Consider the following 22,698-nt stretch of genomic DNA (forward strand, 5'->3'; position numbering starts at 1 on the left):
ACACAAAAAACATTAACGGGCCGCCTTGTCCCACAACAGGCGGGTATCGAGCATCCTGGCCGACATCATGGTGAGCACCACCACGCCGGCGAACGCCGTCGCCCCGGGGCCGGCACGCACGTTGAGCAGCACGCCGCGATCCACCAGGGCCACCATCAGCGAAATGACGAACAGGTCCAGCATGGACCAGCGTCCGATGAAATCGATGATGCGGTACATGACGAGCTGGCGTTTGCGGCGCACCGGCTTGCTGCGCTGCAACTGCCAGCAGATCCAGCCAAGACCCAGGATCTTGCCGATGGGCACGATGATGCTCGCGGTCAGTACTATGGTGGCGATGCCGGACATCTTGCTGAGATAGAGCGCCATGATACCGCTGAAAATGGTATCGGACTGCAATAATCCCTTGTTGTAGAAGTGGGTGATGGGCAGCAGGTTCGCAGGCAACAACATGAAGGTGGCCAGCGCCAACAGGCCCCATGACCAGGCGAGGGAATGGGGGATGCGCATCTGCAAGGGGGTGTGACAACGAGGGCAGCTCATGCCGTGTTGATGGCGCACCAGCAACCCGCAGGTATGGCAGCGGCAAAGCCCCAGTTCACGGGCGCTGATCGGGGACATGGTCCGGCTCCCGGGAGGCGTGTTGCAGCGGAATCCGCTCCCAGTAAGGGGCAGGATCAAAGAGGATCAGCAGCGTCATGTTGAGCAGCATCAGACAACCCAGGCTCAGCAGACCGCCTCCCAGGCGCACGTCGGCGATGTCGATAAGCTTGAACAGGGCGACCAGCAGGCTGACGATGTACACCTCCAGCATGGCCCAGTGGCGAAATACCTCGACCGCTTTGAGGGTCCACGCCAGCAGATGCCAGCGCTTGGCCAGGCCGGAGGCGAGGGCAAAGATCCCGAGCAGCAACCCTGTCGGCGCCAGCACGGCGCACCAGAGCACCAGTGTTGCCACCCAGAGCTCGCTCTCGGCATACAGCATCATAATTCCCTTGATCAGGTTGGCGTCCGAGTTCACGCCCGCCAGACGAAGATAGATCAAAGGCTCAAAAAACGCGGAAGGCAGCAACAGGAATCCGGTGATGGTCAGCGCCATCAACTGGGAAGGGCGAAAGGCATAGCGCCCATACAGATGCTGATGACAGCGGGGGCAATGGGCGTGACGGCGCAGCGGCAGCAACTTGCGTTCGATCAGCAAGTCACAGGCCGGACAGACAATCACCGAGTGCGGATCCGACATACGATTCAACCTGTTGAAGGAATTGATGAAATTTACCTTAAAACGCCTGCCCTGTCTTGCCGCGCTGCACAGCCCCCTTTGAAAAGACGTGTTTTCCGGTGTGAACTGGCCGCCGCCAGCCAAGCAGGGGCTGGCGATGCATGCCGACATGCTGAGGGTATTTGCAATACTGTATATACGTACATATACTTGCAATCACAATCATCAGGAGGGCGCCGCGATGGCCGTTGAGATCAAGTATGTTGTGGTACGTGGGGGAGTGGAGAAGATGACCTTTGCCAGCAAGAAAGAGGCGGATGCCTATGACAAACTGCTGGACACCGCCGATGAGCTGATGACACTGCTGGCGGGCGCGCCGGTCGCGCTTGCACCGGAACAGCAGGAGAGTCTGGCCTTTTATCTGGCCGAGCAGCGGGATCAGTTGCAGCAGGTATTGCGCGGTGGAAAAGGGCAGGGGAATCCATCCAAAGAAGACAAGCAGGATACTGAACTGCCAAAGGGGAAGCCCCTGAAGAGCGTGGCTTGAGACGAAAGGGCGGGGAAGGGGATGTGAGGCAGAAGCCGCTCTCTCATTCATGAAAAGTGCAACTTAAGTCATTATCGCGGCTATTTTCCCCGAGAATTTTCCAGCCACACTGCATATTCATTGAATATGCCGATTGCTCGTGATCATGGGGTATCACAGCAAGATGCCTCAGGTCGTTGCCCCCAAGGCGCACTGCAAGCCCTGATGCCGATAACCCCATTTATCGGCATCAGGGGGTTGCGGCTCCGTTCAAAACATTCAACCGACATCACACACCATCATGACTCATCCAGCACTTCCACCCGCCATGCCACTGTTCGATAGCGTGGACCACCTTGAGGCGGGCAATCCCCAGGTCAACCAGTACCTCGCCACCCTGAGTCTTGGCAAGGTCCCCGACGCGGGGATCGTGTATGAGCTGGCAGTCGACTGGCTGCTGGAGCAGCGCCACAGCGAAAACAACTACAAGACCTATCGCAGTGAGCTGACCACTTTTTTGCACTGGTGTTTTTGCGAGGTGGCCATCAGCCCCAGGGATCTCACCAGGCGCATAATGATGCGCTATCTCGACTATTGCCAGGCGCCACCGTCCGGACTGATTGCCTATCGCAACGTCGCCCAGTTCGTGCTCGACAAGGAGTGGGGGGAACGGTTGCCAAACCCCCTGTGGCGTCCGTTTCTTGGCAAGCGGGAACTGGGCCGGGAGCTGCCGTATCGACTGAGTGAGCAGGCGATGAAGACAAAACTCGCCATTTTGTCCGCCTTCTTCCAGTTTCTCATCCAGGAGGAGTACATGGATCGCAATCCGGCTCTCCTGCTGCAGCGGGTTAAACGTGCGGGCCCCCAGGAGGCTGGTGAAGACGCGCAATCCTTCACCGAGCTGCAATGGTCCTATGTGATGCAAGCCGCCGAACAGCTCGCTGCCGAATGCCCGGCACAACATGAGCGCAGCCGCTTTCTCATCTGTCTGATGTATGCCTGTTATCTGCGGATTTCCGAGGTGGCGGCCAGGCCGGGTTTCAGCCCCGTCATGGGCCAGTTTCGACGTGACTCCAAAACGGGCGTCTGGGGTTATGACATTCCCCGCAGCAAAGGCGGTAAACGTCGCACCGTAGCCGTTTCTCAGGCTCTGCTCGAAGCCCTGGCTCGCTATCGTACCTTTCTTGGACTTTCGCCACTGCCGGCCCCCGGGGAGCAGACCCCGCTGTTCGTACGCCACAAGGCGGCGGCCCATGGCCGCGAACATGGCGAACTCAATGCCAATCTGGGTATCCGCCAGCTACGAGACTTGGTAATGGCGGTATTTGAACAGGCCGCAAGCCTCGCCGAACAAGACGGTTTTGATCAGGATGCCGCTGAAATGCGAACCCTGACGCCGCACTCCATTCGCCATACCGGTATCACCCATGACATCAATCTGCACGGCCGGCCTTTATCCCACGTACAAGCCGATGCGGGACATGACAGCATCGACACCACCTCCAAGTACCTGCACACCGGCAACCGGGAACGTCACGAGAGTGCCAGCCGCAAGCCGCTGGACCACTTGCTCGACCAGAACCGTACATATGACTGATAACCAATGGTGAACAATAAAACTGCACTCATAACCAAGACACGGGACCTAAAGGCAATCCTTGATTGATCATGCCCTGGGACTCATAAAATACGACACTGCGCATAATGTATATTATGTTAAATTTAATATCTTGGTATTCTGTCACCCTCAACCGAACTGTGTATAATGGTGGCAATTGATCCTATCCCCGACCGGATGTCTTAAGTGGCTGAATTAACATCAGAACAATTAAAACCCGCTTTCTCGATTGAGCAGTTCCCCACACTTGGCGAACTCGACCCCATTCCGTTTGCCGCCCTGCAACCCAGAGCGATTTCGGGTATCAAACGGCTGGCCAGTTTTGATGGTGACTGCCCGGTCATGATCCTCAACGGTTTCCCCGGTGCAGATTACGAGAATGTCTGCCAGACCCTGATCGCCTCTTCGAATGGCAAGGATGGCGACCTGTTCGATCTCTGTTATACCGAGAATCTCAACAACCCTTTCAAGCCCATCTGGCTGTGCCTGCAACCGGGCTCGGGTTTCGAGTTCTGCGAAATGGTCGGTGAGCTGCTCAAGCTGATGAGCCACCATCTCGACGCCGAGCGGCTGGTCACCCGGATCATCCGCAAACAGAACAACGACCCCAAGATCGTGGATTTCCTCTCCGATCTGGCCGCCCATGTCGCCCAGGGCCTCGAGTTTCAGCACCCGGTGCTCATCAACCTGCTGATCCATCATGAGGATCAGCAAGCCCCTGTCGTCTACGGCCGCGACCTGAACTGGGATACCTTGTTCGGTTCCATCAACTATCAGACGGAACAAGGCTCCGTCTACGCCAACCAGCACCTTTTGGAACCCGGCCTGCTGCGGGAAGCCAACGGTGGTTACCTGGTACTCCAGCTTGATGAGCTGCTGGATCAGCCTCATCTCTGGTTCAAGCTCAAAAACGCCATGCAAAAAGGCGAGCTGGACTGGAATGCCTATCAGGAAGGCAAGACGCTGACGCCGTTCTTCACCCCGGAGGCGACCCCCATCCGGTTCAAGTTGATCCTGGTCGGTGACAGGCTGGACGTGGCGGAATTCCAGATGCTGGACAGGGACATGGCGGAACGCATCTTCCTGCGTGCCGATCTGGTCTCAGAAGTGAACATCGAGGAAGATCTCCCCGCCTTCCTGCAATATCTCGCCTGGCTGCGAGCGCGCTGGGCGCTGCTGGATTTCACGCCAAGTGCCCTCCTCGCCCTCTGTCGCCATGCCAGCCGCCTGTGTGACCACCAGGAGTGGCTATCCCTCTCCGAGGTACAGCTCGGCGCCATCATGCGCATGGCCGACAGCCTGGCCCGCGAGCTGGAAGCGACCTGCGTCACTGACGAACATATCCTGCTCGCCCTGGAAGAGCAGGATTACCGCCTCAACTATCTGGTGGAGCAATCGGATCAGGGTGTCATCGACGGCCAGATCCTGCTGCAGACCGACGGTGAAGAGGTTGGCCAGATCAACGGCCTTTCCGTCATCCAGGTGGCCGGCCATCCCTATGACTTCGGGGAGCCGGTACGCCTCACCGCGACCGTCCACCTCGGGGATGGCGATGTGGCTGACATCGAGCGCAAGGCGGAGCTCGCCGGGCACATTCACGCCAAGGCCATGATGATCATCCACGGCTACCTCTCCAACAAGTTCGGCGCAGAGAACCCCTCGCCGCTCTCGGCCAACCTGGTGTTCGAGCAGTCATACCACGAGATCGATGGTGACAGCGCCTCCCTGACCGGCCTGTGTGCCCTGCTCTCCGCCCTCGCCCGCCAGCCCATCTATCAGCACTTCGCCGTGACCGGTGCGGTCGACCAGTTCGGCAATGTGCAGGCCGTTGGCGGCGTGAACGAGAAGATTGAGGGCTTCTTCCGGGTGTGCAAGATCCACGGCCTCACCGGCAAGCAAGGCATTCTGCTGCCCGGCACCAACGCCCAGCAGCTCAACCTCTCTGATGAAGTGATCGCGGCAGTAGAGGCCGGCCAGTTCCACATCCACCCGGTGGATCACGTGGAAGAGGCTATCGAGCTGCTCACCGGCTGCGTTGCTGGCGAACCGGACATGCCGGATACCCTGTTTGGTCGCATCCAGGAGAGACTGGACGAACTCAATGGCACGACAACCAAGAGTGGCGGCCTGCTGCGCAGCCTGCTGGATCGGCTGCTTGGCCGTTAAATGAAGTGATCGGAGTTGTTTAGCGAACATCTGTAAGCTAAATTGGCCCGGCTTTGACCCATATGAAGGATAAACAGCGTGACCCTAGATAACGACACCACTGATCCCCGCCTCTCCCTGTGCGAACAAGGCAAAGAGTCCTTTACCCGTGAAGAGCTGCTTGCCTGCAGCCGTGGCGAATTATTTGGTGAAGGTAACAGCCAGCTGCCCGCCCCCAACATGCTGATGATGGATCGCATCGTCAAGATCAACGACCATGGCGGCGAGCACGGCAAGGGTGAAATCCTGGCTGAACTCGATATCACGCCGGATCTCTGGTTCTTCGACTGCCACTTCCCCGGCGATCCCGTCATGCCCGGCTGCCTGGGCCTGGATGCCATGTGGCAACTGGTCGGCTTCTTCCTGGGCTGGAAAGGGGGTCCTGGCAAGGGACGTGCGCTGGGTGTCGGTGAAGTCAAGTTCACCGGCCAGATCCTGCCGACGGCCAAGAAGGTCACCTACAAGATCACCTTCAAGCGCGTCATCAACCGCAAACTGGTCATGGGCATTGCCGATGGCGTCGTGGAAGTGGATGGTCGCCCCATCTACAGCGCCACCGATCTGAAAGTGGGCCTGTTCAAAGACACCACCGCATTCTGATCCTGCTCCTGGGTGAGCAGAACAACGTAAAGGGGCCACAATGGCCCCTTTCCTTTTGTAATGAGTGATGAAGTATCGGTTACTTCATGAAGAGGCCTGAGCCTCGCCCTTCCATGGCATCGCGCCAACCACCAAGCCAATGACCCCTGGCATCCAGGCACTGGTACGGACACGCTTCTTTCTGTTTGCCGACTACGCCAGCCTGATAACCACGAGCGCGAGCTCTCTCCAGACGGTCCCGTTTCTGTCTCTTCATCATCTACGACCCTCTTCGTGGAACAAAAAAAGCGACCAGTTTTTCACCGGTCGCCTTCATCTTTACCCCAGGGGGGAGGCAGGGTCAAACAAAAAATTCCATGCTATTCAGGGGTTGTGACACAAGATACTGAACTGCATTAATTTTTGATGACACTTATTTATCGCTGATAGCGACGCAGCCAGGCAAAGGGCAGCGCCAGCAGAGTCAACCAGAACAGGCTGCCGCCACCGCCCTCGCCACCATCCTGACCGGTCTGGTTGTTGACCGGCGCATTGCTGACCACATAGCTGGCCGGGGCATTGCCCTGATAATCCGCCACGGCCGGCGTCAGTTTGACGGCGACCACGGTGGCGTTGGCGCGTTTGTTGAGGTCGCTCTCGCTGTCATAGCGATACGCCGTCGCGGCAATGGTGCCGTCGCTGCTGATGCCGCTCGCGTAAGCGATGTGATAGTACTTGCCGTTCTGGGCACACTGCTTGTTGCCGGCGTCATCCTTGCCACAGATGAGATCGTTCAGATACCAGCTGTTGGCCGGGGCGGCCGCGTTCAGCAGGAAGGCTTCCTGCATGCGGTTGGTGCCATTGACCACCGGTTGGGTCTGGTGACGGGAGTCGCGCCAGCCAACCACCATGTTGTGATCGTTGATGGCGGCCGCTTCCGAGCCTGCCCCCGAGACCGGCTTGTCCTGGAGAGGAAGGCTGGCCGCCGTACCCGGCTTGCTCAGGTTGAACAGGAACATCTCCACCGGGCGGTTCTGTCCCTTGTTGATGCGATAGCGCTGGTTGCCGATCACGTAGCCGTTGTCGTTGACGGCCACGGCCCAGCTGTGTTGCAGCTTGGCATCGTCCTTGCCAGGCTCGCCATCCGGCAGCGGGATGATCTTGGTGGTGCCCACGGTGCCGGCAGCCGTATCCAGGGTCCAGTAGCTGGCGAGGTTGCGACCATCCAGATCACCGGTGCCCACCTCGCCGGTGGAGCTGTAGCCCACGCCGTAGAGGGTGCCGTTGTACTTGGCCACGCCCAGTGCAGAGGCAGTTTGCAGCACCTCGTCACGCTGATGACCATAGGTGCCGGCCTGCATCAACTTGTTGAACCCGCCCGAGCTGTTGAGCAGCCAGAAGCTCGCCTGGGTATCGACCCCGGGGCAGTAGCGGAAGTCACCGTACTGGCTGTCATTGCCCGTCTCGAAACACCACTTGTAGAAGTCACCGCCCACCTTGTGGCGATACTTGTCGCTGGCCGCGGTACCGGTCACCAGATACTGACCGTTGTCCAGCTTCTTGATGGAGGTGGGTACGCTCAGGCCGTGGGTGCTGGCCGCATCCTTGAGCTCAACCGGGTTGCCGTCATTGACCACGGCAAAGGCGGTGCGCAGCTTGCCATTCATCTTGTAACCGACCCGATCCTCCGGGACATCCCCGAGGGCCGTCACCAGGCCATCTACCTCGGAGCTGGTCACGTAGCCCAGGTTGCTGCGTTGATCCACCTTGTCCAGGAAGTCGCGACGCCACTGGTAGGCAAAGCCCGAGTTGTCGCTCCAGAAGGAGTTGCAGACCGAGTTGGAGAGCATGCAACCCTGCTCGAAACGGAAACGATCGACCAGGAAGTCGGCAAACCGCACGGTGGAGAAGTATTCCGCCATGTTGTTCTTGGTGTTGAGCCCGATGAGGCCGTTGGCATCGCCGCTGATCCCGCTGGCATAGCCTTTGACTTCGTCATCGACGATGGTGAAAAAGGAGCTTTGTGCCGCCTGCGCGTTGAGGCTGGCGCCGACCAGGATGGCCAGCATGGATAATTGCTTTTTCATCTACTTCCTTAGTCTTGATGTTTCAACGCTTCCAACTCCTCCCAACGGGAGAAGGCGTGTTCCAATGCGGCCTCTGCCGCATTCAATGCATCCAGTTTGGGCTGGGTCTGCTCTGCTGGCAGGGAGAAGAAACCGGGGTGGTTAATCTCGGCCTGCAGGGCATCGAGTTCCATTTCCAACTGTTCCAGCCGGGCTGGCAGATTATCCAGCTCCAGTTGCAACTTGTAAGAGAGTTTTCGTGTTTTTTTCGCAGGCTCCGCTGCCGACGCGACAGGCTCTGCCACCTTGACCGGGGCCGGCTTGGCCGTCTGTTGGGCGGCCTGCAAGGCTCGTGTGGCCATCATGTCGGCGTAGCCCCCGACATAATCGCTGATCCGTCCATCCCCTTCAAACAGCCAGCAGCCGGTCACGGTATTGTCGATGAAACGGCGATCGTGGCTGACCAGCAGCAGGGTGCCCGGGTAATCGGTGAGCAGCTCTTCCAGCAATTCCAGCGTTTCGACATCCAGGTCGTTGGTTGGTTCATCCAGAATCAACAAGTTACTGGGCTTGAGGAAGAGTTTGGCCAACAGTAGACGGTTTTTCTCGCCCCCTGACAAGGCCTTGACCGGGGTGCGCGCCCGCTTGGGCTCGAACAGGAAGTCCTGCAGATAGCCGAGGATGTGACGGGAGCGGCCGCGAACCATTACCTCCTGCTTGCCCTCCCCCACGTTGTCCACCACCGTCTTCTCGGGGTCGAGCTGCTCACGGTATTGATCGAAGTAGGCAACTTCCAGGTTGGTCCCCTGGCGCACCGAGCCACGGCTCGCCTCGATCTGGCCCATCAGCAGCTTGATCAGGGTCGACTTGCCGCAGCCGTTGGGGCCAACCAGAGCAATCTTGTCCCCGCGCAGCACCTGCAGATCCAGTCCCTGGAACAGGGTGCGATCACCAAAGTCCAGCCCCAGCCCCTCGGTCTCGAACACCAGCTTGCCGGAGCGGCCCGCCTCGTCCAGTTGCAGCTTGGCCTTGCCCTGCAGTTCCCGGCGCTGGGTGCGCTCCATGCGCATCGCCTTGAGGGCCCGCACCCGTCCCTCGTTGCGGGTACGACGCGCCTTGATCCCCTGGCGCACCCATACCTCTTCCTGGGCCAGCTTGCGGTCGAACTCGGCGTTTTTCAGCTCCTCGACCCGCAGCCACTCCTCCTTGCCTTGCAGATATTCGTCATAGTTGCCGGGCCAGGAGGTGATCACGCCGCGATCGAGATCGATGATCCGGGTCGCCAGCTTGTGGATGAACTCCCGGTCGTGGGAGATGAAGACGATGGCGCCGCGAAAGTCCCTGAGGAACTCTTCCAGCCAGTTGATGGCATCGATGTCCAGGTGGTTGGTCGGCTCGTCCAGCAGCAACAGATCCGGGTCACACGCCAGGGCGCGGGCCAGAGCCACCTTGCGCAGCCAGCCGCCAGACAGACTGTCGAGCGTCACATCAGGGTCGAGATCGAGCAGGGTCAGCACCTGATTGATGCGGGTCTCGTACTGCCAGCCGTTCTGATAGTCGAGCTGCTCCTGCAACTGGCTCATGGTGCGAATGTTGGCATCGGAAGGGTCGTGCGCCAGGGCGTGGGAGACATGGTGGTACTGCTTGAGCAGCTCCCCTACCCCGGCCAGCCCTTCTGCGGCGTAATCGAACACGGTGATCTCGCTCGAGGCGGGCGGATCCTGCTCGAGGCGGGTCACTTTCAAATCTTGTTGCAACACCAGACGGCCGTCGTCCAGCGGCAATTCGCTGGCAATCACCTTCATCAGGGTAGACTTGCCCGCCCCGTTGCGCCCCACCAGACAGAGGCGCTCGCCCCGCTCTATGGTGAGCTCGGCATGGTCGAGCAGCGGAAAATCACTGAACGACAGGGACGCGCCGTGCAATGTCAAAAGAGCCATGTTTGTTCCTTGTTGCTTATGAAAAAACGGGCGGCAGCGTGAATCTGCCCCCGTTTTGTCGTCAAATCCTGCTCACCCCTGTGCCAGCCAGCCTTGCAGCTCCCTCAGGGTGAAGGGCCAGCCCAGCTCCCGGCCGGCACTGTCTTGCAGCACCGGGATGCGCACCCGGTAAGCCTCGAGCCAGGCCTCCTCCTCCAGGATGTCGCAGCGGCGGGTCTGCGCGGCCATCCCGGCCTGTTCCACCAGCGCCCACGCCTGTTCGCACAGGTGGCAGCCGTCGGTGTGAAACAGGGTCAGCATCAGCCTTGTGCCTCGGCGTGGGTGATGATCCAGCAGTTGTGGATATGCTGGTTGCGCTCGAAGTCCTTGGGCCGGGTCTTGTTCGTGATGTTCTGCGCCTTGAGACCGATGGCGTCAAGGCCGGCCAAGTCCATCTTGAAGTGGCGCTTGTTGTTGGAGAAGACCAGGGTGCCGTCCGCCGCGAGCAGGCGCTTGAGGTGCTGCATCAACAGCAGGTGATCCCGCTGCACGTCGAAGCTCTCGTCCATCCGCTTGGAGTTGGAGAAGGTGGGCGGATCGATGAAGATGAGGTCGTACTGCTCGTCGGCTTCCGACAACCACTTCAGGCAGTCCGCCTGCACGAACTTGTGCTCACGGCCCACCAGCGAGTTGAGGCGCATGTTGTCCTGGGCCCAGTTGAGGTAGGTGCGCGACATGTCCACCGTGGTGGTTTCGCGGGCGCCGCCGAGCCCCGCGTGCACGGTGGCACTGCCGGTATAGGCGAAGAGGTTCAGGAAGCGCTTCCCCTTTGCCATCTGGCCCAACATGCGGCGGGTCTGACGGTGGTCGAGGAACAGGCCGGTGTCCAGATAGTCGTAGAGGTTGACCCAGAGGCGTGCACCGTACTCCTGCACCTCCATCCGGTGCTGCTCTTCGGAGAGCTTCTGGTACTGCAGTTTGCCTTCCTGGCGCTCGCGCACCTTCAGGATCACCTTCTCGCCGTCCATGCCGGTCACCTTGATGGCGGCCTGCACCATGTCCAGCAGACGCTGGCGGGTCTTCTGGGCGGGAATGTCCTTGGGCGCCGCGTACTCCTGTACCACCAGATAATCCTGATAGCGGTCGATGGCGGCGTTGTACTCCGGCAAGTCCGCGTCATAGAGGCGGTAGCAATCGAGGTTCTCCTTGCTCGCCCATTTCTCGAGGGTCTTCAGATTCTTGCGCAGACGGTTGGCAAAGTCCTGGGCCACCTCTTTCTGGGAAGCGACGGCATCGAGGGCGATCTGATAGTTGCGCAGCTGGCACTCGAGGGCGCCGTTGAACAGGCGATACTGCTTGTCGGCACGCAAGCGCAGGCAGCTCAGGAGTTCGGGAGAGGCGGAGAGAATGGTGACCTTCCACCCCTGGAAGCCGCGGCGCAGGGCATCGCCAAGGGCCTGATGCACTTCCAGCAACGCCGGGAATTCACCGAGACGCTCGCCATAGGGCGGGTTGGAGATGAGCATGCCGACCTGACGGCTCTCTCCTTCCACAGCCGGCATCGGCAGCGGATTTTCCAGCTTGGTGACATCGGCCTGCTTGAAGGTAATGAGATGGGCCACGCCGGCGGCCTTGGCGTTGTCACGGGCCTTCATCAGGACCCGGGTATCCGCATCGCAACCGAACAGTTTCACCTCGCAGCGCTGCATGCCGCGCTTGGCACGCACCTGGGCTTCCATCATCAGACTCTGCCACAGTTCACCATCGTGTTGCAGCCAGCGATCGAAACCGAAGCGCTCACGGCGCAGCGCAGGCGCCATGTCGGCAGCGATGAAGGCCGCTTCAATCAGCAGGGTACCGGAGCCGCACATGGGGTCCATCATGGGCTCGCCAGCCCAGCCGCTGCGGGCAATCATGGCCGCAGCCAGGTTCTCTTTGAGGGGCGCCTCGCCGGTGCCCTGGCGATAGAAGCGCTGGTGCAGCGCCGGTCCTGACAAGTCCAGCGTGATATTGGCCTTGCCTTTGCCAAGGTGCGCCATGATGCGAATGTCCGGAGACTTCTTGTCCACATCCGGGCGCACGTGGCCGCGCTTGGTGAAGCGATCGACGATGGCGTCCTTGATCTTCAGGGCGCCGTACTGGGTATTGCGAATGGAGGCGTTGGTACCGGTAAAGTCCACCGCGATGGTGGCGGTACCGGAGAAGTGCTCCTCCCAGGGAATGGTATGAGCCCCGAGGTAGAGGTCCAGATCGTCGTTCATCTGGAACTCGGAGAGCACCAGCACGATACGGGAGGCAAAGCGGCTCCACAGACAGGCCTTGTAGCCGATGGCCAGTTCGCCCTTGAAGTGGACGCCGGCCACGGTCTCACGGACCTGCTCCGCACCCAGATTGGTCAGCTCGACGGCCAGCAGGTTTTCCAGCCCTTTGGGGCAGGTTGCAAAAAATTCTTTCATCACGCTCACGGGGATGCCATAAAAATAGTGCCGCATTATACCTTATCGGCCCGCGCTCGGCACTCGAACCTTGGACAAAGGCGCCATATAAACGGCAAGAGGCGCGGCAAACGCTCCCCTCCCCCTTGCGGGCGACAGGATCCCGCTCCTGGCTGGCAGTTGTCTACCATCACATTCGTAAAGAATTCGAAAATCTTGCCCGGACCAGGCAGAAAATGGTCGTGACGACCAGACGAAGGAAAAAGACAAATAATGGAACAAGAGAGAGACTGAGCGCTTAAATATCAGACCAATATAGCAGGCCTATAACGGACTTATTCGTCGCCATATAACGGCCCCATCGTCAGCCCACTTCCCGATATTGTGTCGGTGCCCGGACTCTGGCTTGCATCCGGTTATTCATCACCTTGATCACTGCAAAGCGCGGCAGCGTCTTGCTGTTGGTCAGCACCAGTTCGTCGGTCAGGTTCAGGCAAACGCTCGCCTGATCGCCGGCTTCGATGACCATGAATTCCCCCCGACCGTGGGGCGTATCCATCCACACCAGGGATCCCATCTCTGGAATAACATGAGCCTGCTGTTCATGAAAGAACCAGCTTTGCGGCATCAGGGGTTTATAAAAACGGCTGACGGCGATGGCATTGAGGACCAGCTGGACCTGGTGGGGCGTACTCCAGTCGAGTTCAGCAGCCTTGTCCATCAACTGGTAATAGAGGGCGGCATCATCCACACAAAAAGGCTGGGTGGTGAAAGAACAGGGAACAAGTTGTCGACCTTTATATTCGGTGGCAAATATCATGCGATCGGACAAATCCAGCATCAGGCGATCATCCTGAGCGTCATAATGCCACTGCCAATTGTCATTGGGTTGAATACACATGGTGGTGCCCTTATCTAAGCCGTCCCTCGACTTTATTCCATGTCGAGAATTTGAGCAACGTTAAATAAGGGCAACCGGTTATTTTTTAAATATGGGTAACGATCTCTTTGACCAGACTCGGCCCTTTATAAATAAAGCCGCTGTAAATCTGGACAAGACTGGCACCCGCTGCCAGTTTTTCCCGAGCCGCCATGGCGCTGTCGATACCACCCACACCGATAATGGGCAGGGCGCCGTCGAGGGCCTTGGCCAGGTGGCGAATCACCTCGGTGCTCTTGTGCTGGAGCGGACGACCGCTGAGCCCGCCAGCCTCTGCGGCATGGGGCATGTCATATATCATCTCCCGCTCCAGAGTGGTATTGGTGGCGATGACACCGTCAATACGGTTCTTGATCAAAGAGGCGGCTACCTGATCTATTTCATCGAGTGACAGATCCGGGGCAATTTTCACGGCCAGCGGCACATACTTTTTATATTTCTCGGCCAGCTCCTGTTGACGCTGTTTCAATGCGGCCAGCAGTTCATCCAGTGCATCGCCATATTGCAATTGACGCAGACCCGGGGTGTTTGGCGAGGAAATATTGACCGCAATATAACCGGCGTGGTCATACACCTTGTCCATGCAGAGAAGGTAATCATCCTTGCCCTGCTCGATGGGGGTGTCCTTGTTCTTGCCGATATTGATGCCGATCACTCCCTGATATTTGGCCTCTTTCACCTTGGCCACTAGGTGATCGACTCCCTTGTTGTTGAATCCCATGCGATTGATGATCCCCTCGGCCGGGATCACCCGGAAGAGACGAGGCTTGTCATTGCCGCTCTGGGGTCTGGGGGTCACGGTACCGACCTCGATGAAACCGAACCCCATGGCGCCGAAGGCATCGATGCACTCCCCGTCTTTATCCAGACCGGCGGCCAACCCCACCGGATTGGCAAAATTAAGCCCCATGACGGTGACGGGGCGTTTGGGCAGAGAATGGCGGAAGAAACAATCAAGCGGGGTACCGAGAAGGCGGGGCAAATATTTGATGGAGAGATCGTGAGCCTGCTCCGGATTGAGTTTGAACAGGAAATGCCTGGCGAGTGGGTACAGCATGCTTGCTCCTTAAAAAAAGCCCCGGCAACTGGCCGGGGCTTTTGGGGTTATGCCGAGGTTCGGCAATTCAACTGGAGCAGGTTCAACTCTCGCAAGGCCACCGAGAACTTGGCGAACTCGTGCGTGCTCGTGGTCTTGAAGTCGGCCAACATGTGGGTCCAACGGGACAAGAGTTGCTCATGCTCCGAAATCCAGTCGGCCAGTATGGTAGCGCATTCCCCCTGCTCTTTGCACCCTTCCAGTACCACGGAGGTGAGGCTGCGTTGCTGCCAGTCCAGATCTTCGCGGAAGGAGGCCCGCGCCATCGCCTGCCAGTGGTTGCCCACCGGCTGATGGTTGATCTGTTCGAGGAACCAGTGCAGATCCAGCTTGGCACCCAGGCGGTAGTAGACGTTGGCAACCCGCAGGATGTCGGTCTTGTGCTCCGCGGCAATCTGCGCCAGATCCAGGCAGGAGAAGAGGCTGCTCATGTGGGCCACGCGACGGGCGATGGCCTCCGGCACCTGTTTCTCCATCAGGGCGGCGACCGCCTGGCTGTGTTCGGCCACTTCGCTCTCGTCCATTACCTCATAAAGGTGCTGACTCAGGGTCTCGAAGGCCGGGCGGAAGAAGGCGATGTTCTCGCCGATGCTCCAGCTGCGGTTGCGGGCGCGCAGGAACCAGCGGGTGGCGCGGCGTACGATGCGGCGGCTGTAGAACATCAGCTCGAGCTGGGTCTGGGCATCCACCCCGTTGTCACACCCTTCGATGTCACGCCACAGGGCGCCGAGGCCGAACACTTCCCGGGCCATGGCGAAGCAGCAGACCACTTCCGCCACCGAGGCACCGGTCTCGTCCTTCATCCGGCTGGCGAAGTTGAGCCCCATGTCGTTGACCAGCATGTTGGCCACCCGGGTCGCGATGATCTCGCCTCGCAGCGGGTGCTGGGCCAGGGCAGCGCCAAATTGCTGCTGCAACTGGGTCGGGAAACTGGTGACCAGCATGTTGGCGAGGAAGGGCTCTTCGGTTACTTCCGGGCAGTTGAGCTGCTCTTTGAGAACCATCTTGCCGTAAGCCACCAGCACCGCCAGCTCGGGTCGGGTCAGCCCCTGCCCTGCCGCCATCCGCTCGGAGAGCTCCTCGTCGGAGGGGAGGAACTCGAGCGCCCGGTCCAGCTTGCCTTCCCGCTCCAGCCCCTGGATGAAGCGCTGCTGCTCTTTCAGCTGCTCAGCACCACGGAAGGCGGTCACCGAGATGGATTGTGACTGGCGATAGGCGTTGGTGATGACCACCTGGGCCACCGCATCCGTCATATCGTAGAGCATCTGGTTGCGCTGCTTGAGAGTCAGATCCCCGGCGGCCACCAGTTGGTTGAGCAGGATCTTGATGTTGACCTCGTTGTCGGAGCAATCCACCCCGCCCACGTTGTCGGTGAAGTCGGTGTTGATGCGACCACCCTGGCTCGCGTACTCCACCCGGCCAAGCTGGGTGAAGCCAAGATTGCCACCCTCGCCCACGATGCGGGCACGCAGGTCACGACCATTGACCCGCAGCACGTCGTTGCTGCGATCCCCGACGTCGGCGTCGCTCTCGCGGGCGCTCTTCACATAGGTGCCGATGCCGCCGTTCCAGAGCAGGTCGACGTTCAGGCAGAGCAGCGCCTTGATCAGCTCGTTCGGGGCCATGCCGCTCTTGTCGGTGCCGAGCAGGGTCTGCATTTCCGGGCTCAGCTTGATGGACTTGGCAGAGCGCAGGAAGATGCCGCCCCCCTTGGAGATGAGCTCACGGTTGTAGTCATCCCAGCTGGAGCCGGGCAGCTCGAACAGGCGCTTGCGCTCGACGAAGCTCCCGGCCGCATCCGGGGTCGGGTCGACGAAGATGTGCATGTGGTTGAAGGCGCCCACCAGCTGGATGTGCTCGGAGAGCAGCATGCCGTTGCCGAACACGTCGCCGGCCATGTCACCTATCCCCACGCAGGTGAAGTCGGTGGTCTGGCAGTTGATGCCAATCTCACGGAAGTGGCGCTTGACCGATTCCCAGGCGCCGCGGGCGGTGATGCCCATCTTCTTGTGGTCATAGCCGACCGAGCCGCCGGAGGCGAACGCATCGCCGAGCCAGTGGCCGTATTCGAGGCTGATTTCGTTGGCGATGTCGGAGAAGGTGGCGGTGCCCTTGTCGGCGGCCACTACCAGGTAGTAGTCATCCTCGTCGTGACGCACCACGGATTTTGGCGGGATCACCTCGCCGCCGATGATGTTGTCGGTCACGTCGAGCAGGCCGCGGATGAACAGACGGTAGCAGGCCTTGCCCTCCTCCTGAATGACGGCACGGGGGGCGCCTGCCGGCATCTGCTTGCAATAGAAGCCGCCCTTGGCGCCCACCGGCACGATAACGGTGTTCTTCACCTGTTGGGCTTTCACCAGGCCCAGCACTTCGGTGCGGAAGTCCTCCTTGCGATCGGACCAGCGCAGGCCGCCACGGGCCACCTTGCCCCAGCGCAGGTGTACCCCTTCCACTCGCGGGGAGTAGACGAAGATCTCGAACTTCGGCAGCGGCAGCGGCATGTCGGTGATGCTGGAGGGGGCCAGCTTGAAGGAGATGTAAGGCTTGATGTTGCCCGCCTTGTCCAGCTGGTAGTAGTTGGTGCGCAGGGTGGCGTCGATCATCTCCACATAACGGCGAATGATGCGATCGTCATCCAGGTTGGCGACCTGATCCAGCTTGGCCGCAAGCTCCTCGTGCAGCTTGGCCTGTACCTTGGCATCCTGCTTGATGGCCGGATCCAGGCGCTGTTCGAACAGAGTGAACAGCAGTTGGGCGATGTCCGGATAACGGGTCAGGGTCTCCTCGATGTAGGACTGGCTGAAGGAGACACCGGTCTGGCGCATGTATTTGGCATAGGCCCGCAGCACGGATACCTGACGACCGGTGAGGCCGGCCCCCAGCACCAGACGGTTGAAGCCGTCATCTTCCAGGGTCTTGTTCCAGATGGCGGCGAAGGCCTGCTGGAAGCGCTGCTGGCTCTGCTCCAGATCGAACGGCTGCTCACCGCGCAGCAGCATGGAGAAATCGAGGATCCAGAACACCTCGCCGGTGGGGGTCCGTACCTGATACGGGGTCTCGCCGATGACGCGCAGCCCCATGTTTTCCAGCATGGGCAGGACGTCGGAGAGGTGGATGGGTTCGCTTCGGTGGAACAGCTTGAGGCGTACCCGGCGATCGTTCTCCTCCTCCTGGGCGCGGTAGAACAGCATGCCAAGCGGCTCGGCCTCGCTCAATCCATCCAGGGCCATGATGTCCGCGACGGCAGAGCCCGGCAGCACATCTTCCTTGTAGGCACGGGGGAAGGCGGTGCTGAAACGGCGGCGCAGCTCGTTACCGCGGGCCTCGCCATAGTGGGAAAGCAGCACGGAATCCAGGCGGTCATCCCAGCTGCGGGCCGCTTCAATCAGGTTGTTCTGTACTTCGTTCACATCCACATCCACGTTGTTGTTGTTGACCCGCACTATGTAGTGGGTCCGTGCCAGCACGCCCTCGGTGAAGTAGACGTTGAACTCCACATCGATGCTGCTGCCAAAATATTTCTGCAAAATCTGCTGGGTCTTGACCCGCAGCGCCGTGTTGTAGCGCTCCTTGGTGACATAGACCATGCAGGAGAAGAAGCGGCCGTAGACGTCGCGGCGCACGAACAGGCGCAGCATGTCCCGCTCCTGCATCTCCAGCACCCCGAGACCGGTGGCCAGCAGCTCCTCTTCACGGGCCTGGATCAGCTCGTCGCGCGGGTAGGTTTCCAGCACGTTCAGCAACGCCTTGTAGGCATGGGAGCCCGACTCAAAGCCGGAGGCGGCCATGATGCGCTCGAGGCGGTGGCTGATGAGGGGGATCTGGGTCGCACTGGTGTTGTAGATGGAGGAGGCATAAAGGCCGATGAAGCGATCCTCTCCCACCACCTTGCCGTGCTCGTCGAAACGCTTGATGCCGATGTAGTCCACATAGGCCGGACGATGTACCCGGGACTTGCTGTTGGACTTGGTGAGGATCAGCAAGTTGGAACTGAGGGCCGCGTGACGGGCGCTGGCGGGCATGATGCCGAGGCGCTGGCCTTCGTCCTTGATGGAGTTCTTCATCAGCCCCAGGCTGGACTCGGGCTGCGGCAGGATCTCGTGATCCCCCTCCACCGCCTTGACGTCGTAGCGACGATAACCCATCAGGGTGAAGTTGTGGGCGGCCACCCATTTGAGGAAGGCGACGCAGGAGTCCACCTCGGCCTGGCTGACCGGGTTCTTGCGTTTGGGCAGCTCCTCGATGATCTCGTTCAGGCGCGCCAGCATGGGCTGCCAGTCTCCCACCGCCAGGGCCACTTCCCGCGCGACCGAGTTGAGCTCGGCAGTCAGGGCGTCCATCTCCTCTTCACCGGTCAGGTGATCGATTTCGATGAGAAAGGCGGTTTCCACCGAGGTCTGCTCTGCGGTGTTGTCCAGATCCAGGATGGCGCCAATCTTGCCGCCTTCGCCGCGGATCAGGTGCAGCGGCTGGTGAAGCATCATGTGGGCGGTGATATTGAGACGCTTGAGCGCCATGCGGATGGAGTCCACCAGGAAGGGGGAATCCTGCAGGATGATCTCGACGATGGTATGAGGAGACTGCCATCCGTGGCGGGTCAGCTCGGGGTTGTAGACCCGGATATAGGGCTCGATGCCGGTACGGTGGTTGAGGGCATTCCACAGACTGAGGGCGGCGCCATAGAGATCGCTGTCATTGCGGTCATGCAGATCAGTGCTGGCCATGTTGCCGTAGAACTTGGCAACGAAACATTCGACCAGGGAGGCACTGTTTTTCGGCAATTTCTGGTGGATCAGACTGAGAACGTTTTCGAGCAGAACGGATGTAGGGGCGTCTTTCAATGCCATTGCTAGTTTCCTTATCGGACGACATCACAGACACGGCGACATCCACCCAGGATGCGCGCCGGTACAGAGTTGCAGCGAAGTGTAATGGCTTGGATCAAGGAAGGCGAGCAAAGGTGATAACGGGATGTTAAAAACAAGGGACAGATCACGGCTTGGGTTGTGATAAATTTTGCCAAGTTGGCAAAATTCAGAAAATCGCACTGGATGCCGCGCCATTTACCGGATAGATAGTGACTTAAAGCAGATATTTACCCGGATTGATGTTCAAGTTTTGTTAATTTATGCGTTCCAGGGAAATGAAGCGATGATCGTCCTGGGTTTTCAGTCGAAAGTAGCCGTGAACGCCGCTCTCCGACACAAAACGCCGGATTTTCTCCAACCCCAGCTCCAGGGTCAGACCCTGCTCGGTACGTACCACCAGGCGGTTCACCTGCCCCTGGTACATCAACATGATCTCGTCGCGGCCAAGGGAGAGCCGAAAAGTGTATTGCCTCATGTCACCTCCTGGTCATCCATGAAAAACGGGCAGGAGAGCCAGACTCCCCTGCCCGCCGTCGTGACGCTTATTGTGCCAGCGCCTTGCTCACCTTCTCGAACAGATCCCGCGCCAGCCCGTCCAGGTTGGCCAGGCGGGTCAGCTCGGCGCGAACCAGCGCCTTGCGCCCCTCATCGAGCCGCTTGAACTGGATAAGCGGGGTGATGAGGCGGGACGCCACCTGGGGATTGACCTCGTTGAGCTCGATCAAGAGATCGGTCAGGAAGCGATAGCCGCTGCCATCGGCGGCGTGGAACTGCACCTGGTTGTTCATGGCGAAGCTGCCGATGAGCGCCCGCAGCCGGTTCGGGTTGCGGATGCTGAAGGTCGGGTGCGCCATCGCCTGCTTCACGTCATCGAGCACATCCTTGGCCGGCTTGGCGCCCACCAGCCGCAGCCAGTTGTCCAGTACCAGGCCATCATGGGCCCACTTGCCTTCGAAGTCGGCCAAAAGCGCGGCGCGGCACGGCAGCAGATGGCTGTTGGCCACCTGGAGTGCAGCCAGGGTGTCGGTCATGTTGTCGGCGGCCCCGTACTGCTCGCGCACCAGGGTATCGGCCTTCGCGGCATCCAGCGCCGCCAGATAACCCAGCACCACGCCCTTGAGGGCCCGTTTGGCCATGTCGGCATGGACCACCTGATAAGCCGGCAGACGCAGGCTCTCGTAGCACGCCAGCAGGCGGTCGCCGAAGGCGTGGGCCAATGCGGTCTGGATCCCGTTGCGCACCTGGTGGATGGCGTCGATATCGGCCACCTCGAACAGCTCGGCCAGGGTCGCCTCTCCCGGCAGGGCCAGGATCTCTGCCTTGAGGGCGGGATCCAGTGCAGCCTCGTCCAGAATGGCAACAAAGGCCGCCAGCAGGGTGTGGGAGAGTTCAACCCTCTGCCCGTGCTGGACCCGCGCCACCCCGTCGATCACCGCCTTGTTGATCAGCATCTGCGCCGCATCCCAGCGGGCAAACTCGTTGCGGGCATGGCGCATCAGGAAGGCCAGGGCCTCGTCGCTATAGTCATAGTGCAGCTTGACCGGGGCGGAGAAGTCCCGCAGCAGGGAGGGTACCGGTCTGACCGGCACCCGATCGAATTCGAAAGTCTGCTGTGCTTCCAGCACGTCCAGCACATTGCCGATGGCCTTGCCCTGGTATTGCAGCGGGATGACGGCACCCTGTGCATCGTAGAGCTCGATGTCGAGGGGGATATGCAGCGGCAGCTTTTGTGGCTGATCCTGGGTCGGCGGGGTGTGCTGGCTCACGTGCAGACGATAAACACCACTCGTGGCATCGTACTCGTCGGTCACGGTGAGCTCGGGGGTGCCGGACTGGCTGTACCAGCGGCGGAAGCGAACGAGATCCACCCCGGAGGCATCCTCCATCGCCTGCACGAAGTCGTCGCAGGTGGCGGCAGAGCCGTCGTGACGCTCGAAGTAGAGGCGCATGCCCGCCAGGAAGGCGTCCTCCCCCAGCAGGGTGTGCATCATGCGGATCACTTCAGAGCCCTTCTCGTAGACGGTCAGGGTGTAGAAGTTGTTCATCTCGATCACCACATCCGGGCGGATGGGGTGGGCCATGGGGCCGGCATCTTCGGCAAACTGCGGACCGCGCACGGTGCGCACGTTGTTGATCCGGTTGACGCCGCGCGACCCCAGATCGGAGGAGAACTCCTGATCCCGGAACACCGTCAGCCCCTCTTTGAGGCTTAACTGGAACCAGTCGCGGCAGGTGACGCGGTTGCCGGTCCAGTTGTGGAAATATTCGTGACCGATCACCCGCTCGATGCCGTGGTAGTCCGCATCGGTGGCAGTGGCCGGGTTGGCCAGCACGAACTTGGAGTTGAAGATGTTGAGCCCCTTGTTCTCCATGGCCCCCATGTTGAAGAAGTCCACCGCCACGATCATGTAGATGTCGAGATCGTATTCGAGGCCAAAGCGCTGTTCATCCCAGCGCATGGAGTGGATGAGGCTCTCCATGGCGAAACCGGTGCGGTCCAGGTTGCCCTTGTCCACGAAGATTTCCAGCGCCACATCGCGACCACTCCGGGTGGTGTAGTGATTGCGCTCCACATCGAAGTCCCCCGCCACCAAGGCGAAGAGGTAGCTCGGCTTGGGGAAGGGATCCTGCCACTGCACGAAGTGGCGACCGTCGTCCAGATCGCCGCTCGCGACCTTGTTGCCGTTGGAGAGCAGATAGGGGTACTTGGCCTTGTCGGCGGTGATACGGGTACTGTAACGGGCCAGGATGTCTGGCCTGTCCATGTAATAGGTGATACGACGAAAGCCCTCGGCCTCGCACTGGGTGCAATAGGCATCGCCGGATTTGTAGAGCCCCTCCAGCGCCGTGTTGGCGGCGGGATCAATGTTGGTGACCACGGTCAGCACGCACTCGGCCGGCAGGTTGAACAGGGTCAGGCTGCTCTCTCCCTGCTCGTATTGCTGATAGGGCACGCCATCCACACTGACGCTGACAAGGTCAAGCCCCTCGCCGTCCAGCACCAGGGGTTCGTTGTGATCGCCGCTGCGACGCAAACGGGAGATGGCGGTGACCCGGGTCAGGGGCTCTTGCAGCTGAAAATCGAGATCCAGACTGTCACACCAATAGAGGGGAGCCTGGTAATCCTGGCGATATTTGGCCGTCATGGCCTGAGGTTGTTCAGTCATTATTGTGTGCTTCCACGCTTTGTTATTGACGTGTCAGAGGCTGTCACAAGGCTC

16 protein-coding genes are annotated in these 22,698 nt (G+C 59.9%); 4 read left to right on the plus strand and 12 right to left on the minus strand.

Annotated features, from left to right (window positions below; translation table 11 throughout):
- Positions 1-12: 12 nt before the first annotated feature.
- Positions 13-621 (minus strand): paraquat-inducible protein A, encoded by a 609-nt coding sequence (locus tag C2U37_RS19900; protein WP_104452942.1) that lies wholly within the window; start codon positions 619-621, stop codon positions 13-15.
- A complete protein-coding gene (locus C2U37_RS19905) occupies positions 599-1,243 on the minus strand; it encodes a paraquat-inducible protein A (RefSeq protein ID WP_010674754.1) in 645 nt (214 codons plus the stop codon). Before C2U37_RS19905 ends, C2U37_RS19900 begins: the two co-directional genes overlap by 23 nt.
- A gap of 220 nt (positions 1,244-1,463) precedes the next feature.
- On the opposite strand from C2U37_RS19905, the gene C2U37_RS19910 reads away from it, so the two are divergent.
- From C2U37_RS19910 to fabA, 4 genes are all read left to right on the plus strand, one after another.
- Positions 1,464-1,769: a YebG family protein gene (locus C2U37_RS19910; RefSeq protein WP_103858452.1), complete on the plus strand. Its 306-nt coding sequence runs from the start codon at positions 1,464-1,466 to the stop codon at positions 1,767-1,769.
- 280 nt (positions 1,770-2,049) lie between these two features.
- Positions 2,050-3,345, plus strand: coding sequence for a tyrosine-type recombinase/integrase (locus C2U37_RS19915; RefSeq protein WP_104452943.1), 1,296 nt, complete (start codon positions 2,050-2,052; stop codon positions 3,343-3,345).
- A 207-nt stretch (positions 3,346-3,552) separates the two neighbouring features.
- Positions 3,553-5,532, plus strand: coding sequence for a Lon protease family protein (locus tag C2U37_RS19920; RefSeq protein ID WP_104452944.1), 1,980 nt, complete (start codon positions 3,553-3,555; stop codon positions 5,530-5,532).
- A gap of 78 nt (positions 5,533-5,610) precedes the next feature.
- A complete protein-coding gene (fabA, locus tag C2U37_RS19925) occupies positions 5,611-6,171 on the plus strand; it encodes a 3-hydroxyacyl-[acyl-carrier-protein] dehydratase FabA (RefSeq protein ID WP_010674758.1) in 561 nt (186 codons plus the stop codon).
- A gap of 79 nt (positions 6,172-6,250) precedes the next feature.
- On the opposite strand, the gene rmf is transcribed toward fabA, so the two are convergent.
- The 10 genes from rmf to pepN all read right to left on the minus strand — a co-directional run bounded on the left by rmf (position 6,251) and on the right by pepN (position 22,644).
- Positions 6,251-6,430, minus strand: a complete 180-nt coding sequence (gene rmf, locus C2U37_RS19930; RefSeq protein WP_005315693.1) for a ribosome modulation factor — start codon at positions 6,428-6,430, stop codon at positions 6,251-6,253.
- 157 nt (positions 6,431-6,587) lie between these two features.
- Positions 6,588-8,237 carry a DUF3466 family protein gene (locus C2U37_RS19935; RefSeq protein WP_045524876.1) on the minus strand — a complete coding sequence of 550 codons (1,650 nt, stop codon included), beginning with the start codon at positions 8,235-8,237 and terminating at the stop codon, positions 6,588-6,590.
- An 8-nt stretch (positions 8,238-8,245) separates the two neighbouring features.
- Positions 8,246-10,156, minus strand: a complete 1,911-nt coding sequence (uup, locus tag C2U37_RS19940) for an ATP-binding cassette ATPase Uup (RefSeq protein WP_104452945.1) — start codon at positions 10,154-10,156, stop codon at positions 8,246-8,248.
- 72 nt (positions 10,157-10,228) lie between these two features.
- A complete protein-coding gene (locus tag C2U37_RS19945; protein WP_042017071.1) occupies positions 10,229-10,456 on the minus strand; it encodes a glutaredoxin family protein in 228 nt (75 codons plus the stop codon).
- Positions 10,456-12,627, minus strand: coding sequence for a bifunctional 23S rRNA (guanine(2069)-N(7))-methyltransferase RlmK/23S rRNA (guanine(2445)-N(2))-methyltransferase RlmL (gene rlmKL / locus C2U37_RS19950; protein ID WP_199770474.1), 2,172 nt, complete (start codon positions 12,625-12,627; stop codon positions 10,456-10,458). Before rlmKL ends, C2U37_RS19945 begins: the two co-directional genes overlap by 1 nt.
- A gap of 307 nt (positions 12,628-12,934) precedes the next feature.
- A complete protein-coding gene (locus tag C2U37_RS19955; protein ID WP_052814622.1) occupies positions 12,935-13,471 on the minus strand; it encodes a cell division protein ZapC in 537 nt (178 codons plus the stop codon).
- A gap of 85 nt (positions 13,472-13,556) precedes the next feature.
- Positions 13,557-14,567, minus strand: coding sequence for a quinone-dependent dihydroorotate dehydrogenase (gene pyrD / locus C2U37_RS19960; protein WP_039040791.1), 1,011 nt, complete (start codon positions 14,565-14,567; stop codon positions 13,557-13,559).
- 47 nt (positions 14,568-14,614) lie between these two features.
- A complete protein-coding gene (locus C2U37_RS19965) occupies positions 14,615-19,456 on the minus strand; it encodes an NAD-glutamate dehydrogenase (protein WP_104452946.1) in 4,842 nt (1,613 codons plus the stop codon).
- A gap of 274 nt (positions 19,457-19,730) precedes the next feature.
- Positions 19,731-19,952 (minus strand): DUF2835 family protein, encoded by a 222-nt coding sequence (locus C2U37_RS19970; protein WP_010674767.1) that lies wholly within the window; start codon positions 19,950-19,952, stop codon positions 19,731-19,733.
- Between the two features lie 67 nt (positions 19,953-20,019).
- Positions 20,020-22,644 (minus strand): aminopeptidase N, encoded by a 2,625-nt coding sequence (gene pepN, locus C2U37_RS19975; RefSeq protein ID WP_052814625.1) that lies wholly within the window; start codon positions 22,642-22,644, stop codon positions 20,020-20,022.
- Positions 22,645-22,698: the final 54 nt, after the last annotated feature.

Origin of the sequence: Aeromonas sp. ASNIH1, assembly GCF_002934285.1 — a bacterium.
Classification (GTDB): domain Bacteria; phylum Pseudomonadota; class Gammaproteobacteria; order Enterobacterales; family Aeromonadaceae; genus Aeromonas; species Aeromonas caviae.